The sequence below is a fragment of the Vibrio sp. zbq_1 genome (assembly GCF_043102935.1).
Lineage (GTDB): Bacteria > Pseudomonadota > Gammaproteobacteria > Enterobacterales > Vibrionaceae > Vibrio > Vibrio parahaemolyticus.
The window spans coordinates 210,922-228,053 of record NZ_JBICJH010000024.1; the positions used below are offsets into that span (position 1 = coordinate 210,922).

The 17,132-nt window shown below is 46.2% G+C and carries 15 protein-coding genes; 2 read left to right on the plus strand and 13 right to left on the minus strand.

Annotation, left to right across the window (positions count from 1 at the left end; all coding sequences use genetic code 11):
• Window positions 1-74: 74 nt before the first annotated feature.
• The 8 genes from ACF8CV_RS12540 to leuS form a co-directional block, all read right to left on the minus strand.
• A complete protein-coding gene (locus ACF8CV_RS12540; RefSeq protein ID WP_005483406.1) occupies window positions 75-878 on the minus strand; it encodes a septal ring lytic transglycosylase RlpA family protein in 804 nt (267 codons plus the stop codon).
• A 2-nt stretch (window positions 879-880) separates the two neighbouring features.
• Window positions 881-2,002 carry a rod shape-determining protein RodA gene (gene rodA, locus ACF8CV_RS12545; protein ID WP_021449681.1) on the minus strand — a complete coding sequence of 374 codons (1,122 nt, stop codon included), beginning with the start codon at window positions 2,000-2,002 and terminating at the stop codon, window positions 881-883.
• Complete coding sequence (mrdA, locus tag ACF8CV_RS12550) at window positions 2,002-3,927, minus strand: penicillin-binding protein 2 (RefSeq protein ID WP_005483660.1); 1,926 nt, start codon at window positions 3,925-3,927, stop codon at window positions 2,002-2,004. The genes rodA and mrdA overlap by 1 nt, the downstream gene beginning before the upstream one ends.
• Window positions 3,928-3,956: 29 nt before the next feature.
• Window positions 3,957-4,427: a 23S rRNA (pseudouridine(1915)-N(3))-methyltransferase RlmH gene (rlmH, locus tag ACF8CV_RS12555; protein ID WP_005456129.1), complete on the minus strand. Its 471-nt coding sequence runs from the start codon at window positions 4,425-4,427 to the stop codon at window positions 3,957-3,959.
• Between the two features lie 4 nt (window positions 4,428-4,431).
• Complete coding sequence (gene rsfS / locus ACF8CV_RS12560) at window positions 4,432-4,749, minus strand: ribosome silencing factor (protein WP_005456130.1); 318 nt, start codon at window positions 4,747-4,749, stop codon at window positions 4,432-4,434.
• Window positions 4,750-4,839: 90 nt separating this feature from the next.
• Window positions 4,840-5,859 (minus strand): DNA polymerase III subunit delta, encoded by a 1,020-nt coding sequence (gene holA, locus ACF8CV_RS12565; protein ID WP_015296350.1) that lies wholly within the window; start codon window positions 5,857-5,859, stop codon window positions 4,840-4,842.
• 5 nt (window positions 5,860-5,864) lie between these two features.
• Entirely contained in the window at window positions 5,865-6,407 is a 543-nt protein-coding gene (lptE, locus tag ACF8CV_RS12570; RefSeq protein ID WP_005454508.1) for an LPS assembly lipoprotein LptE, read from the minus strand.
• A gap of 166 nt (window positions 6,408-6,573) precedes the next feature.
• A complete protein-coding gene (gene leuS, locus ACF8CV_RS12575; RefSeq protein WP_069486078.1) occupies window positions 6,574-9,147 on the minus strand; it encodes a leucine--tRNA ligase in 2,574 nt (857 codons plus the stop codon).
• Between the two features lie 155 nt (window positions 9,148-9,302).
• On the opposite strand from leuS, the gene ACF8CV_RS12580 reads away from it, so the two are divergent.
• Window positions 9,303-9,773, plus strand: coding sequence for a zinc ribbon-containing protein (locus ACF8CV_RS12580; RefSeq protein ID WP_005454505.1), 471 nt, complete (start codon window positions 9,303-9,305; stop codon window positions 9,771-9,773).
• Window positions 9,774-9,869: 96 nt separating this feature from the next.
• On the opposite strand, the gene lnt is transcribed toward ACF8CV_RS12580, so the two are convergent.
• From lnt to miaB, 5 genes are all read right to left on the minus strand, one after another.
• Window positions 9,870-11,387, minus strand: coding sequence for an apolipoprotein N-acyltransferase (gene lnt, locus ACF8CV_RS12585; protein WP_138938465.1), 1,518 nt, complete (start codon window positions 11,385-11,387; stop codon window positions 9,870-9,872).
• A gap of 39 nt (window positions 11,388-11,426) precedes the next feature.
• Window positions 11,427-12,326, minus strand: coding sequence for a CNNM family magnesium/cobalt transport protein CorC (gene corC / locus ACF8CV_RS12590; protein ID WP_005483493.1), 900 nt, complete (start codon window positions 12,324-12,326; stop codon window positions 11,427-11,429).
• Between the two features lie 106 nt (window positions 12,327-12,432).
• Window positions 12,433-12,897 (minus strand): rRNA maturation RNase YbeY, encoded by a 465-nt coding sequence (gene ybeY / locus ACF8CV_RS12595; protein ID WP_138938464.1) that lies wholly within the window; start codon window positions 12,895-12,897, stop codon window positions 12,433-12,435.
• Window positions 12,898-12,899: 2 nt separating this feature from the next.
• Complete coding sequence (locus ACF8CV_RS12600; protein ID WP_138938463.1) at window positions 12,900-13,997, minus strand: PhoH family protein; 1,098 nt, start codon at window positions 13,995-13,997, stop codon at window positions 12,900-12,902.
• Window positions 13,998-14,070: 73 nt separating this feature from the next.
• The gene (gene miaB / locus ACF8CV_RS12605) at window positions 14,071-15,495 is read right to left on the minus strand and encodes a tRNA (N6-isopentenyl adenosine(37)-C2)-methylthiotransferase MiaB (RefSeq protein ID WP_005496209.1); all 1,425 of its coding nucleotides are present in this window, start codon (window positions 15,493-15,495) and stop codon (window positions 14,071-14,073) included.
• A 258-nt stretch (window positions 15,496-15,753) separates the two neighbouring features.
• Here miaB and ACF8CV_RS12610 point away from each other — a divergent pair, with 258 nt between their 5' ends.
• Entirely contained in the window at window positions 15,754-16,929 is a 1,176-nt protein-coding gene (locus ACF8CV_RS12610) for a 2-octaprenyl-3-methyl-6-methoxy-1,4-benzoquinol hydroxylase (protein ID WP_138938462.1), read from the plus strand.
• The last annotated feature ends 203 nt before the right edge of the window (window positions 16,930-17,132 follow it).

Consider the following 17,132-nt stretch of genomic DNA (forward strand, 5'->3'; position numbering starts at 1 on the left):
GTTTAACTGCACACATCTTACCAGAATCCCCACTTATGTAAGAGGGGCTTCGTTTAGAAATTCATGACTCAAGGTCATTTCGCAGTGTTGTGTTTTTTAATAAATGCGGACGAATAGCCGAGCAACTTTACTTTATCCAGTGTGGCTTGCGTCAGGGAATAGTCAGTAAATGGACCCAATAACAAGCGATAAGACTCTTTCGCGTTTTCCAAGAAAGTTTCGGTATCCAGCTTTTGACCAAGCTCTGCGCCTAAAGTTCGTGCGCGATCTTCATTTTTTGAAGATGCGACTTGAATGACGTACTTTGGGTGAGATTCTAGCGACTTTTGATCGGTAGGTTTCTCTACGCTGATAACTTCGATTTCAACATTCGCCGTTCCTGTTTTTATGACATCCAATTTATGCGCAGCGGCGTAGCTCAAGTCGATGATACGGCCATCGTGAAACGGACCTCGATCATTTACTCGAACGACTGTGGTTTTGCCATTGTCGGTGTTGGTCACTTTCACATAGCTTGGTAACGGTAGCGTTTTATGCGCAGCCGTCATGGAGTACATGTCGTAGATTTCACCGTTAGACGTCAAATGCCCCTGGAACTTTTTACCGTACCAAGATGCACGACCTTTTTCAGTAAACCCTTTTGCGTCGCGAACGATTTTGTAATCATTACCGCGCAAGTGGTAATCGGTATTACCACCTAGGCTGTAAGGTTCGTATTTGGGATGCGCATCCTCGATGTGTTCGACTGAAAGCGGTGTATCAGGTGCTACATCGGATTCAAGTTCGTAACGGCCTTCTTGTGTCTTTTGGCTGGTGGATGAACAACCAGCCAAAATCAGTGCAGAAAAAACTAAGGAATATAAAGCGCGTTTTTGCATGTCTAGGTCGCCTTAGAGAATGCTTTTCGGTGCGTATGAATCGACATCAAAATACCAAAACCAGCCATTAGGGTCACCATCGAGGTGCCGCCGTAGCTGATCAGTGGTAACGGTACACCTACAACAGGTAGGATGCCACTCACCATGCCGATATTTACAAAAATATACACGAAGAAGCTAAGTACAATACTGCCTGCCATCATTCGTCCAAACGCGGTTTGTGCTTGGCTAGCAAGGTACAAACCTCGACCAATAATGAAGAGATAGATGGCTAATAGGCAAAGGAAGCCAATCATACCCCATTCCTCAGCAATTACTGCAAAGATAAAGTCAGTGTGTCGTTCAGGAAGAAATTCCAGTTGTGACTGCGTACCGTGCAACCAACCTTTACCGGAAATACCGCCAGAACCAATCGCAATTTTACTTTGGATTATGTGGTAACCCGCGCCAAGTGGATCAGATTCTGGATTGAACAGAGTACGAACGCGAACCTTTTGGTATTCGCGCATCAAGAAGAACCACAAAATTGGTATGAAGCCACCCAAGGCAATGGCAGCCGCAGCGATGATCTTCCAACTGATGCCTGCTAGGAAAATAACGAAAATACCTGAAGCCGCAATCAGAATCGACGTTCCCAAATCTGGTTGTTTCGCGATAAGAATCGTTGGTAAGCAAACCATGATTAGCGCAACAATCAGCGTTCGGAATGTTGGTGGTAATGGTTGGCGACCGATATAGCGCGCAACCATCAACGGTACCGCAAGTTTGAGTAATTCGGACGGTTGGAATCGAACAAAGCCTAGGTTGAGCCAGCGTTGCGCACCTTTCGAGGCCTCACCAAAGAACAGTACGCCAAATAGCAAAACTACACCAGCAATAAACATTAGTGGCGCCAGGCTTTCATACGTTCGTGGAGAAAGTTGAGCCAGAACCACCATCACGACAAGAGACAATACCATGCGCATTGCTTGGCGATCCATCATCTCCAAACTTTGTCCGCTGGCACTGTACATGATCACAAGACCAAAACCCATTAAAGCAAAGATGCCGAGTAGGAGGGGCAAGTCGATATGGAAGCGCTCAAACAAGGCGCGGTTTTTACCTGTAGAGGGATCCATCTTCATTAGCGTGTAACCTCTTTTTGCGCGTTGGTTTTGTCATCTTCTGGTTTGATTTCTTCTGGGCCAAGTACCACTCGGTCAAAGATTTTTCTCGCCATTGGACCACCGTTACTTGAGCCACCGCCTGCGTTTTCTAGCACGAGAGTAACGATAACTTTTGGATCGTCAAACGGAGCAAAGCCCGTAAACAAGGCGTGGTCACGCAAGTGTTCCGCGATTTCATCTGCGTTGTACTCTTCGTTCTCGCCCAAGCCAAAGACCTGCGCTGTACCTGATTTACCGGCTGTCTGGTAGCTCATATTGTAGAAAGAACGACGAGCCGTACCACGAGTACCATGGTTTACACGGCGCATACCTTCTTTCGCAATATCCCAGTATTTTTCTGGCACATTTTGAATCGGTGGGTAGGTTACGTATTCAGAGGTTTCTTGTTCCTCAAAATTATCACCATTATCGATGGTGGACTTTAGGAGGTGAGGAGCGGAAACCGCACCATTATTCACTAACACCGATGTTGCTTTCGCAATTTGCATTGGTGTCGCCGTCCAATAGCCTTGGCCGATACCAACAGGAATAGTGTCACCTTTGTACCAAGGCGTTTTGTGACGAGACATCTTCCAATCACGAGTTGGCATATTAGCCTTACTTTCTTCGTAGATATCGATGCCTGTGTAGTCACCAAAACCAAACATCATCATCCAGTTTGAAATTCGGTCGATCCCCAAGTCATAAGCAATTTGGTAGTAAAACGTATCAACAGACTCTTCAATGGATTTAATGACATCTACGCGGCCATGTCCCCAACGCAACCAGTCACGGAATGGACGAGTGTCTGAGTTAGGAATGCGCCAATAACCTGGGTCGTTGCGAGTAGTATTTGGCGTGATTACGCCTTCTTGCAACGCTGCGACTGCCATAAATGGCTTGATTGTTGAAGCTGGCGGATAAATACCTAGCGTCGTGCGGTTTACCAACGGGCGGTTTTTATCGTTCAACAAGTCGCGATAGGCTTTACCTGAAATGCCGTGGACAAAAGCGTTCGGGTCGTAACTTGGGCTAGACACCATAGCTAGCACCCCATTGTCACGAGGATCAAGCACGATAGCGCTGCCACGTCGACCATCCAAAAGCTGATGAACGTAAAGCTGCAAGTTGATATCGAGGTTTAAGACAATGTCTTTGCCCGGAACTGGCGGTACGTACTTTAACGTGCGAATCACGCGTCCTCGGCTGTTGACTTCCACTTCTTGGTAGCCAGCAGTGCCGTGCAGCAGATCTTCGTAGTATTTTTCGATGCCCAACTTACCGATGTCACGAGTCGCTTGGTAGTTGGCGTCTTTTTCTTCTCGAATCAAACGCTGCATGTCGCGGTCATTGATACGAGAAACGTAGCCGATTACGTGCGTTAACACTTCCCCGTAAGGGTAGTAACGTTTGAGTGTGGCACTAATTTCAACACCAGGAAAACGGTATTGGTTGACGGAAAAGACCGCGACCTGCTTTTCGTTCAGCTGGGTTAGCAATGGGACGGATTTGAATCGACGGGTACGCTTACGCTCACGATGGAAGCGTTCGATCTGTTCTGGTGTGATTTCCAGAATGGTTTGCAATTCTTGGATAGTAGCGTCGATGTCTTTGATTTTTTCTGGAGTCAGCTCCAAGTTAAAGACAGGACGATTTTCGGCTAACAGGACACCATTTCGGTCGTAGATAAGACCGCGGTTTGGCGCAATAGGAACCACTTTGATGCGGTTGTCATTTGAACGGGTTTGATAATCTTGAAACTGGTTCACCTGAATGTTGTACATATTGGCGACCAGCAAGCCCATCAATATAACGATGCCGAAAAAAGCAACGATAGCGCGGCTAGCGAACAGGCGCGCTTCGGCTTGATAATCTCGGATTTGACTGCGGCGTCTACGAATCATTAACGCTTGGCTCTAAAGTTAAACAACGATTATTCGCGATGGTAAGGGTGGTTAGCGGTAATGCTCCACGCTCGGTATAAACTCTCTGCCATGACGATACGCACAAGTGGGTGCGGTAACGTTAGCGCTGACAGTGACCAACTTTGGTCGGCTGCGGCTTTACATGCAGGTGCTAAACCTTCAGGACCACCGATCAGAATAGAAACGTCACGACCATCGAGTTTCCAAGCTTCTAGCTGCTCTGCCAGCTGTGGGGTGTCCCACTTTTTACCGGGAATATCTAGGGTCACGATACGATTGCCTTTTGGCACTGCTGCTAACATCGCTTCGCCTTCTTTTTGTAGAATTCGAGCAATATCAGCGTTTTTGCCGCGTTTTCCTGCTGAGATTTCAACCAACTCAAGTGGCATATCATGAGGGAAACGGCGACGGTATTCTTGGAAGCCTTCTTCAACCCACTTTGGCATTTTTGTGCCAACGGCAATTAGTTGAATTTTCAAAAGATTAACCCCAGAGTTTTTCTAGTTGGTACAGAGAGCGGTGTTCTTCCTGCATGACATGCAGCATCGCGTCGCCCATATCTAGGACAACCCATTCACCTTCGTTTTCTCCTTCCATACCTAAAGGTTCAAGGCCTGCTTTTTTTACTTCAGATGCAACGTGATCGGCGATGGATGAAACGTGGCGTTTAGACGTACCCGTACAAATGATCATGTAGTCTGTTACGCTGGATTTGTCTTCCACGTTTAGGATGACAATATCTTCCGCTTTCATATCGTCGGCTTTGTCTGCTAAAAAGTCTTTCAGTTCTTCGCGAAGCACTCGGTTTTCCTCGGGTTATCTCTTTTACATTTCACCTATTTTGCGTGTAGTTGGGCAAAATAGGTCGCGCACTATAGCACGCTTTGATTTTTAAATTGCCAGCTTAATATCAGGAGAGCAGGTTTCTAAGCTCAATTGATGAATAGTTGGCCAGACGGACTCGTCATACTGGGTTTTGGCTTTAATCTCAGCTTGCGCAAGCAAGGAGATTAGGGCGCAAATACGGCTTGCTGATAAGCGCATTAACGCGGCGTTATAAAGCGGACGTTTATTTTGCCAAACGCGATACTTCTCAAAGACTTGGCTAATCGACATTTGAGTCAGATCTTGATGCATGCTTAATAGTTGATTGAACTCTTTCTGCACACTTCGGATGAGAATGACCGTTTCAATGCCTTCGGCTTCTAATTGACGCAGGATGCGTTGAGCACGATTAGCTTTACCTGCAAGTAACGCATCAATCCAGTTAAACGTCGTAAAGTGGTTGTGTCGACTTAAGGCTTCCTCTAAGCGTACAACTGTCAGTTCGCCATCAGGATAGAGCAAAGCCAGTTTCTCTAGACTCTGAGAAAGTGCAAATAAGTTGCCTTCATGCCACTGTGCCAACATCTGTAAGGATTGCTGATCGGGCTTTAAACCCAATGCGCGGCAGCGCGTTTGCACAAACATAGGCAAACGCTGAAGATCCGGCGTTAAGCAGCTGACCCAGTCGCCTTTGGCATTCAGTGCTTTAAACCATTTGGCATTTTCTTGCGCTTTAGTCAGCTTCGTTCCGATGATCACTAGCATGATGTCATCATGCAACATGTCACACAGAGTCTGTAGCTCTTTGCTGATGGCTGTGGTGACACCGCTTTCTGGGATCTCAAGCTCAATGAGTTGTCGACTAGAAAATAAGCTCAGAGCTTGAAAGCAGTCATACACTTGGTTCCAATCTAAACTTGCATCGACAGCAAAACGGTGTCTTTCTTCAAAACCATGTTGTAGAGCGGTTTTTTGAATCGCTTGGCGGCTTTCTTGGATCAGTAGCGGTTCGTTTCCGAAGATCAGATAAACCTGCTTTAAGTGTTTGGCTAGATGGTCAGCTAGCTTGTCAGCATAAATTCGCATGTTGATTAAGAGTTTGTTTTCTCAGTTGGCGCTGCAATTTGCCCCGCTTCGTACTCAGCACGGATTCGGCCAAGTTGACGCATCATCTGTTTCGCTGCTTGTTGACGCATCTCGTCTTCGATTACGTCACGTTCAACCGATTTTGCCAATGCCGTTAACGGGTTGTCTAGGTAGTTGCGGTTCACGGTTGTGGTGAAATTTTTTGAGCCAAACCCTGGAATTGTGACGCGATATTGCACCACGTAAGTCAATTCTTTTTCTGCCGCACGACTGTTTTGGTAAAGCGAGAGCGTTCGCTCATCCATGGTTGCTTTGATTAAATGCAGATTTGGTACTGAAGATGACGGCTGAACTAGGTCAACTTTGTTGAGTTGCAGCTGAGAGCGTACATAGCGTGTGAGCTTGCTGTATTCATCGTAGCTAGAGAATGACATGGTGTGCAGTTCTTCCGGAACGGAATACTCGCCACGAAGGTGAAAACCACAGGCAGAAAGAAGCCCCGCTAGTACCAATACCACTGGTAGTTTAATCAAAGAGAAAAAGCGCATTGATTGTATTCATCCTAAATTGAAGGGGTTATTTACCTTAAACCACTCGCTGTGAATGGTTTGAGGTAAATAAACAGGGTAGTGAACTACCCTGTTTAAAGGCTCTTAGCGCGCGAATTAGTTCGCTCTGCGTTATTGCAAGCTGTAATTTGCTTACAGTGACCGCTTAGTTTGCAACGATGTTCAGCAGTTTACCTGGTACGTAAATTACTTTACGGATTGTTAGGCCATCTGTGAACTTAGTAACGTTTTCGTCGTTTAGACCAAGCTCTTCAACTTGTTCTTTCGTTGCGTCTGCCGCTACTGTTAACTTCGCTCGTAGCTTACCGTTAACTTGAACAACGACAGTCTTTTCGTCTTCAACTAGCGCTTTCTCATCAAACGTTGGCCATGCTGCGTTGTCGATGTTTGACTCACCAAGCGCAGTCCATAACTCGTATGAAATGTGCGGAGTGATTGGGTAAAGCATCGTTACAACCGCTTTTAGCGCTTCATCAAGAATTGCACGATCTTGCGCAGATTCTTGAGGTGCTTTCGCTAGCTTGTTCATCAGTTCCATGATTGCTGCGATTGCTGTGTTGAACGTTTGACGACGAGCGATATCGTCAGTCACTTTCGCGATAGTTTTGTGAACGTCACGACGAAGTGCTTTTTGCTCACCAGAAAGTGCTGCTGTATCCACTGCTTCTGCTGCGCCTTTCTCTGCGTGTTCTTTCACTAGTTTCCAAACACGTTTTAGGAAGCGGTTTGCACCTTCTACGCCAGACTCTTGCCACTCAAGCGTCATGTCTGCTGGAGATGCGAACATCATGAATAGACGCACTGTATCAGCACCGTACTTGTCTACCATCTCTTGAGGGTCGATACCGTTGTTTTTAGACTTAGACATTTTGATCATGCCTGAGTGTGTTACATCACGGCCTTCGTTGTCTTTAGCAGAAATGATGCGGCCTTTACCGTCACGCTCTACAGCAACATCTGTTGGTGCAACCCACTCTTTACCGCCTTTCTCGTTCTCGAAGTAGAACGCGTCAGCCAGTACCATGCCTTGACATAGTAGTTGTTTGAACGGCTCGTCAGACGTTACGTAGCCTGCATCACGTAGCAATTTGTGGAAGAAGCGTGAGTACAATAGGTGCATACAAGCGTGCTCGATACCGCCGATGTACTGGTCTACTGGTAGCCAGTAGTTTGCTTTTTCTGGATCTAGGATATCGTCAGCTTGTGGTGAACAGTAACGTGCGTAGTACCAAGAAGATTCCATGAACGTATCGAACGTATCTGTCTCACGTAGAGCCGGTTCGCCGTTGAATGTGGTCTTCGCCCATTCTTTGTCTGCTTTGATTGGGCTGGTTACGCCGTCCATTACCACGTCTTCTGGAAGAATCACTGGTAGTTGGTCAGCAGGTACTGGGTGAACTTCACCGTCTTCAGTGGTTACCATTGGGATTGGTGCGCCCCAGTAACGTTGACGAGATACACCCCAGTCACGTAGACGGAAGTTAACGGTCTTAGTGCCTTTACCTTCCGCTTCTAGCTTCGCTGCAATTGCATCGAATGCCGCTTGAAATTCTAGGCCGTCGAACTCACCTGAATCGAACAATACACCTTTTTCTGTGTACGCCGCTTCAGAGATGTCTAGCTCGCTACCATCTGCTGGTTTGATCACTGGGATGATGTCTAGACCGTACTTAGTTGCGAATTCGAAGTCGCGTTGGTCGTGTGCAGGTACTGCCATTACAGCACCTGTACCGTAGTCCATCAATACGAAGTTTGCGACGTAAACTGGTACTTCACGACCGTTCAATGGATGAATAGCAGTAAGGCCAGTTGCCATACCTTTCTTCTCCATTGTCGCCAGTTCAGCTTCAGCAACTTTGGTGTTCTTACATTCTTCGATGAATGCAGCAAGCTCTGGGTTGTTCTCTGCAGCTAGCGTTGCTAGAGGGTGACCCGCTGCGATACCTACGTAAGTCACACCCATCAGTGTGTCTGGACGCGTTGTGTAAACTTCTAGGTCTTGTTGACCTTTCACTTCAAACTTCAGTTCCACACCTTCAGAGCGACCAATCCAGTTGCGTTGCATGGTCTTAACCATTTCTGGCCAACCTTCAAGTTTGTCTAGATCGTCAAGTAGCTCTTGAGCGTATTCTGTGATCTTGATGAACCACTGAGGGATCTCTTTTTGCTCTACTGGAGTATCACAACGCCAGCAGCAGCCGTCTTCAACCTGTTCGTTTGCAAGAACGGTTTGGTCATTTGGACACCAGTTAACAGAAGACGTTTTCTTGTAAACTAGGCCTTTTTCGTAAAGCTTAGTGAAGAACTCTTGTTCCCAACGGTAGTACTCAGGCGTACAAGTTGCGAATTCACGATTCCAGTCGTAGCCAAAACCTAGCAATTTAAGCTGGTTTTTCATGTATTCGATGTTTTCGTAAGTCCATGGCGCAGGAGCTGTGTTGTTTTTCACCGCTGCGTTTTCTGCTGGTAGACCGAACGCATCCCAACCAATTGGTTGCATTACATTTTTGCCTTGTAGGCGTTGGAAGCGAGATACTACGTCACCGATGGTGTAGTTGCGCACGTGACCCATGTGCAGTCGACCACTTGGGTATGGGAACATAGATAGACAGTAGAATTTTTCTTTATTTGGGTCTTCACTTACAACAAAGGTCTTGTTGTCATCCCAGTGCTTTTGAACTTTCTGTTCAATGTCTTGTGGATTGTATTGTTCTTGCATCGATGATATCCGGTTATCTTGGAATTTGTGAGTTCGGTTAGAACAGACTTAAATAGATCGTCATAGAATACCTAAAGCTAGGGAGCACAACAATAGCCAATCTGTACCCATGCGCACTGAATGCGCCTAGGTAGGAGAAAGAATGGAGGTCAGTTATGCCTAAACGTAAAACAGGTTATGAGGAAATGCTCGAGGATGTGATTGAAACCTTGAAGCAAAGTCCGGAAGAAGTTAACAAAGCTTTAGAAACGTCGGGCAAAGTGGTGGAAGCCGCCAATGACTTGACCAAAGATGAGTTGGCCTTAATTGCCGCGTATGTGAAAGCCGACTTAAAAGAGTTTTCTGAGAGCTATGAAGATAGCAAAAGCGGTCCTTTTTACTTAACGGTAGCGGATTCCATTTGGCAGGGCTTACTAGAGATTACGGACCGTACCAAAGTGGAGTGGGTAGAGCTTTTTGATGACTTGGAGCATCAAGGCTTGTATGAAGCTGGCGAGGTTATCGGCTTAGGCACACTTGTCTGTGATGAGTGCGGACATAAAACTACCTACAACCATCCAACTATCATTATTCCTTGTATCAAATGTGGCCACAAAGGCTTTAGTCGTCAATCCTTGAAACCATAGTCATTTATACCATCTTTTTGTATTTGCTTGATAAGCAAAAAAAGAGGCCGTGTGGCCTCTTTTTCGTTATTCGTCTTATGTTAAAAAATGACGTTTTTAGTCTTTCTTTCTCGGTAACCACCAAGCCAGCATTAAACTCAGCGCAACCCAAAAATACAATGGCGAAGTGCCAAACATTCGGTATGGTGTTGTTCCATCTGTTGGGGTGAGCTCTGCACGTAGTACAGCTGTTTCAAATTGAGGAACTTGCTCTACAATCTTGCCTTTATAATCGGTTACTGCTGTTAAGCCGTTGTTTGTTGAACGGATCAGCGGCTTGCCCAGTTCCAGAGCACGCATGCGAGCGATTTCCATATGTTGAAGTGGTCCAATCGAATGTCCAAACCATGCATCGTTCGAAAGCGTTAGAATGAAGTCGGTTTCGTCAGTAACGTTTTGACGCACTTGTTCATTGAAAATGATCTCGTAACAGAGCGCTGGTGCCATGTGCATGCCGTTCGCAACGATATTAGGTTGCACGAACGCCCCACGGCTAAACGACGACATTGGTAAATTGAAGAATGGAGCCAGTGGGCGCAAGATATCTTCAAACGGAACAAACTCACCAAACGGTAATAGGTGATGCTTGTGGTAGCGTTCGCTCATATCAAAGCTGTAATCACCGTATGGTGTGACGCCTAGCGACAGAATGCTGTTATAGAACTGCTTGTCCTCCGATTGATTAACAATGCCTGTGATGATGGCGCTGTTGTTCATCTTCGCGGCACTATCGATGTTGCTCAAGAAGGAAGGTACTTCAACTTCAAATGCTGGGATTGCTGCTTCTGGCCAGACAATGATGTCGGCGTCCCAGTTTTCACGCGTCAGGTCGGCGTACTTCATGATGGTTGGCCAGCGTTGGCTTGGCAGCCATTTGAGGTTCTGGTCGACGTTACCTTGAATCAACGCCACTTTGGTGGTGTCTTCTGGGCGAGGTGTCACCCAATCATATTGGTGAATCCCTAAACCTGCGCTCATCAAAACAACAGGGATGATAATCATCAACCACTGTTTGTGAATCCACGCATATGCTAATGCACCTGCACTAATAAGAACAAACAGCGTGAGCAGTTCTACACCACCGATCGGTGCAAAGCTTGCTAGTGGCGCATCAATTTGACTATAGCCCAACCACAACCAAGGGAAGCCAGTCATCACCCAACCGCGTAACCAATCGGTAATTAGCCATAATGCCGGAGCAGCAAGAAGCGCTTTACTGAGGCTAAATTGAGGGAAAAACTTATTGTTTAGCCAAGCGAACAATCCGGAATAAACTGCAAGGTAGGCAATGAGCATACCCATCAAGAAGAGGTTCGCAATCAGCGGCATCCCGCCGAAGCCAGAAATGCTGACATAAACCCAGCTAACACCTGTTGCAAATTGGCCTAGCCCCCAAGCATAACCTATCCAAAGCGCGCGCTTAGGCGTTTGGTTTGCAAGAAGAATTAGCAATATTGCAGGGCTAAGAATGGCAATTGGCCACAACTGGTAAGGAGCAAATGCTAGGGTAGTGGAGGCGCCAACAACAGCGGCCACTAAGGGCCGCTTGAGGCGATGAAAGAGTAAATTCATCATTATTGTTTTTTCTGATATTCCCGGTAGTAGGGTATCGCGTTACTCTTGAGTGGCTTCAACCAGCGTTTCTTCGTCTGGAATGGTCACTTGGAGTTGAATGACACGACGGTTATCGGCAGCGGTGACTTTGAAGTTGTAGCCTTCAATTTCGACCAATTCGCCGCGAGAAGGTAAGTGACCAAAGGCAGTCATGACCATGCCACCTACCGTATCTACTTCTTCATCGCTGAAGTTGGTACCGAATGTCTCATTAAACTCTTCGATGGTTGTCAGCGCTCTGACAGCAAACGTATGCTTGCTTAGCTTACGAATGTCTGTTTCTTCGCTTTCATCGAATTCATCTTCGATATCCCCGACGATTTCTTCCAGGATATCTTCAATGGTCACAAGACCAGAAACACCACCGAATTCATCGACAACAATCGCCATATGATAGCGTTCTTCACGGAACTCTTTTAGCAGGCGGTCAACACGTTTGCTTTCCGGCACCACAACTGCAGGTCGAATTACTTCTTCAATATCAAATGGGTTACTGCCTGAGCCTAAGTATTTAAGTAAGTCCTTCGCAAGAAGAATACCTTCCACATGGTCTTTATCTTCGCTGATTACTGGGTAGCGAGAGTGCTGAGCATCGGTAATAAGTGCGATTAGAGTATCTAAATCGTCAGTGCGCTCAACGGTGACCATTTGCGAACGCGGGATCATGATGTCACGCACACGCATTTCGGAGATTTCCATAACACCTTCGAGCATGTCGCGGGTATCGTGGTCAATCAGGTCATTTACTTCTGAGTCGCGGATTACATCCACAAGCTCTTGGCGGTCTTTTGGTTCACCTTGAAATAGTTGACCTAGGCGTTCAAAGAAGGACTTTCTACTCGGACCTTCTGCCTTTTCTTTCTTACCTTCGTTAGAAGAGGGAGAATTATCTTCGTTCATTGTTTCTCAATTAAGTAACGCTATCAGACGTGTGATAGCTCACGTAGAGAGGCGAACGCGAGAACTGATTTATTGGTTCGCCTTTCCCTGTCGAGAACCCAAAGGGTTACTCTTTTTCAGCAATATAAGGGTCTTCATAACCCATACCTTGCATGATTTCTGTTTCGAGGGACTCCATCTCTTCAGCTTCATCATCCTCGATATGATCATAACCTAGCAGATGCAAGCTGCCATGTACAACCATATGCGCCCAATGTGCTAACAGAGGCTTATTCTGTTCAATTGCCTCTTTTTCAACAACTTGGCGGCAAATAATAAGATCGCCCAAAAGGTCAATCTCCATGCCAGGAGGCGCTTCAAATGGGAAAGAAAGCACATTCGTCGGCTTATCTTTACCACGATACTCATGGTTAAGAGCGTGGCTTTCTTTCTCATCGACAATTCGAATTGTCACTTCTGCTTGAGGTTGGAAAAGAGGAATAGTCTTGTCTAACCAAAGTTGGAAGTCTTGCTCAGAAGGTAAGCCATCTTCATTTTCGACTGCCAGTTGCAGATCAAGTTCAATTGCCATTTTTATTCCTTAGTTGCAGTGACTTGAGCACTAAGTTCCGCCTTGGCTGCTTCTAACAGTTTAGCATCACGCTCTTCACGGCGACGTTGTTCGAACTCTTTACGTTCTTTTTGATCTTGTGCTTCCCACTTCTCGTAGGCGTTGACGATTCGTGCAACCACCGGGTGGCGAACGACGTCGTCAGCTTGGAAGAAGTTAAAGCTGATGTCGTCGACTTCACTGAGTACTTCAATCGCATGACGAAGACCCGATTTCGCACCACGAGGTAAGTCAATCTGAGTCACGTCACCAGTAATAACTGCACGTGAGTTGAAACCAATACGAGTCAGGAACATCTTCATCTGTTCAACCGTGGTGTTCTGACTTTCATCCAGAATAATGAAAGCATCGTTCAGAGTACGACCACGCATGTACGCCAGTGGCGCAACCTCAATAACGTTACGTTCAATCAGCTTTTCAACACGCTCGAAACCTAGCATTTCGAACAGCGCGTCGTACAGTGGACGAAGGTATGGGTCAACCTTTTGGCTCAAATCACCAGGTAGGAAACCCAGTTTTTCACCCGCTTCTACCGCTGGACGAGTCAAAAGAATGCGACGAATTTCTTGGCGTTCAAGTGCATCAACTGCTGCTGCAACGGCAAGGTAAGTCTTACCTGTACCTGCAGGACCAATACCAAAAGAGATGTCGTGCGTAACCATATTGACCAAGTATTGAGCTTGGTTTGGTGTGCGCGGTTTAATGACGCCTTTTTTGGTTTTTACGAACACTTCTTTACCGTGCGCAATACTTGATTCGGTATTTTGTTCTAATACGCCAGATTCTTTGATCGCCAGATGAATTTGTTCTGGTTCGATATCTGGGATCTCGCCACGCACAGGCGCAGTATCTACATAAAGCGTTTTTAGAATGTCCAGCGCAGCCGCTGAGGTGTGAGGCTTACCAACAATGGTAAAATGGTCACTACGATGGTTGATTTCAACGCCTAGACGGCGTTCTAAATGCTTGATGTTGTCGTCGAATGGACCGCACAGGCTAGCAAGTCGGCGGTTATCTGAAGGTTCTAGGTTAATTTCTAGAGTTACGATTTTATTGCTCAATGTTGCCTCTCATTTTATGCCACTCAATGAGAGCCTGATGACGACCAGGCTCTCCATGGCGATTTATACGAGCTTATGGCGTAAAAGTAGCTACACCTAGCTCATCTTCGCGACGTGTTTTCGCCATCATTTGTGTTGGAGAAATCACACTACGAAGGTCCATGTCTTTTTCTGTACGTACTAGCTCACCACGTAGCGAGTTTGCAAATACGTCCGTAATCTTCACGTCAACGAACTGACCAATTAGGTCTGCGCTACCTTCAAAGTTTACTACACGGTTGTTTTCTGTACGAGCGCGCAGTTCCATTAGGTTTTTCTTAGAAGGGCCTTCAACCAGTACACGCTGCTCAGTACCAAGCATTAGGCGTGAGTAACGCATTGCTTGTGCATTGATGGTTTGTTGCAGCTCGTATAGACGCTCTTTCTTCACTTGCTCTGGTATATCACAAGGGTAATCTGCCGCAGGTGTACCTGGACGAGGTGAGAAGATAAAGCTGAAGCTCATGTCAAAGTCTACGTCTTTGATTAGCTTCATTGTGTCTTGGAAGTCTTTGTCTGTTTCACCAGGGAAACCAACAATAAAGTCAGAACTGATTTGGATATCAGGACGCGCTTTACGTAGTTTACGGATGATCGACTTGTACTCGATAGCTGTGTGAGGACGCTTCATCATCGTTAGAATACGGTCACTACCACTTTGTACTGGCAGGTGTAGGAAACTCACAAGCTCCGGGGTATCTTCGTAAACCGCGATGATGTCGTCTGTAAACTCTAGCGGGTGGCTAGTCGTGAAACGAATACGGTCGATACCATCGATAGATGCAACGAGACGAAGCAGTTCAGCAAAAGAGCAGATCTCGCCGTCGTGCATAGGGCCACGGTATGCGTTTACGTTTTGACCTAGTAGGTTAACTTCACGTACACCTTGTTCCGCTAGCTGTGCAATCTCGAATAACACGTCATCCATTGGACGACTAACTTCTTCACCACGAGTGTATGGTACAACGCAGTAAGTGCAGTATTTTGAACAGCCTTCCATGATAGAAACAAACGCCGTCGCGCCTTCTGCACGTGGCTCAGGTAGGCGGTCGAACTTTTCAATCTCTGGGAACGAAATGTCCATTACCGGTGCATCGTCAGTTTGAGATTGTTTGATCATCTCAGGTAGGCGGTGCAGAGTTTGAGGGCCAAAGATCACGTCAACGTATGGTGCACGCTCACGGATGTGGTCACCTTCTTGTGTTGCTACACAACCACCTACACCGATAACTACGCCAGGTTTTTTATCTTTTAGTGTTTTCCAACGGCCTAGCTGGTGGAAAACTTTCTCTTGCGCTTTTTCACGGATCGAACAGGTGTTAAGTAGAAGTACGTCTGCTTCCTCTGGCTCTTCCGTCAGCTCATAGCCGTTTGCAGCATTAAGCAGGTCGGCCATTTTTGATGAATCGTATTCGTTCATCTGGCAGCCCCAGGTTTTAATTAGCAGTTTCTTACTCATCTCACTTTCGCTCGTTCAGTTGTACTTAAATTGGAGAGCTATTGCTCAAATTATAGCCGCCATCACGGCGGTAAGCGGCGTATTGTACTGCTTTAAAAAGCACCTGACTAGTGATCTGACGAATTCTCTGCAAACCCTGATGAAATCTAGTTTTTTGCCCTATATACAGCAAGGTTTTTTGTTAAACAATTTTGTAAAAATAGCCTCGGAACGTACAATTGAAAAACGCCAAATAATCAGCATGATGAAGAGCAAAAAATGAACAAGTATGACATCGCCGTAATCGGTGGCGGCATGGTCGGGGCAGCTGTCGCGGTTGGATTTGCCAAGCAAGGTAGAAGCGTAGTGGTAGTTGAAGGAGCGGAGCCTAAAGCATTTGATGCTGCTCAAGCTCTGGACGTGCGAGTTTCTGCTATTTCACATCAATCGGTGAAGTTATTTGAATCATTAGATGCTTGGTCGGCGATCGAAGCAATGCGCGTCTGTCCCTATCGTCGTCTGGAAACGTGGGAGCATCCTGAGTGTCGTACTCGTTTTCATTCTGATGAGCTTTCATTGGATCAACTTGGCTACATCGTTGAAAACCGCCTAATCCAACTTGGCCTTTGGCAAGCTTTCGCGCAATTCGACAACTTAACGGTGAAGTGTCCTGAGCGATTAAAAGACATCGACTTCAATGATGGAAACCGTATCACGCTAGAAAGCGGCGAACAGTTTGATGCGAACTGGATCATTGGCGCTGATGGTGCCAATTCTAAAGTACGTCAGCTAGCGGGTATTGGCGTGACTGCTTGGGATTACCGTCAACATTGTATGCTCATCAATGTTAAGACTGAGTTGCCACAACAAGACATTACTTGGCAACAGTTCACCCCTAGTGGGCCTCGCTCTTTCCTACCTTTGAGTTCATTGACAGAAGATGGACAAGAAGTCGGGCAAGGATCTTTAGTTTGGTATGATTCCCCAAAACGAATCAAACAGCTTTGCGCGATGACCAAACCTCAATTAAGAGAAGAGATCGTGCGTCACTTTCCTAAAGAGCTTGGAGATATCGAAGTTCTACAGTTTGGTTCTTTTCCTTTGACGCGTCGACACGCGCAGTCCTATTCGCATAGAGGTTGTGTGCTAGTTGGTGATTCAGCGCATACAATCAATCCATTAGCGGGGCAGGGCGTGAATTTAGGCTTTAAAGACGTTGATGTATTGCTATCAGTGACACAAGGGCAAGATGAGTTAACGGATGCTCTATTAGCAAAATATGAGCGTACTCGTCGCCCGGATAATCTTCTAATGCAGACCGGTATGGATTTTTTCTACAAAGGCTTTAGCAATGATTTGGGGCCTTTGAAGTTTGCACGCAATGCAGCATTAAAGCTGGCTGAAAATTCAGGGCCGATCAAAGCACAAGTATTGAAGTACGCGTTAGGTATGTAGGCTAAGTATTACGTAGCAAACCAGATAGAAAAAAAGCGAGCCATGAGCTCGCTTTTTTAATTCGGTAAATCAAAGATCTACCGAGTCCAGAATCGGAAAAAAGAAAAAACCCAGCAAATTAATGCTGGGTTTTCAATGATGGTGCGGAAGGAGAGACTTGAACTCTCACACCTTGCGGCGCCAGAACCTAAATCTGGTGCGTC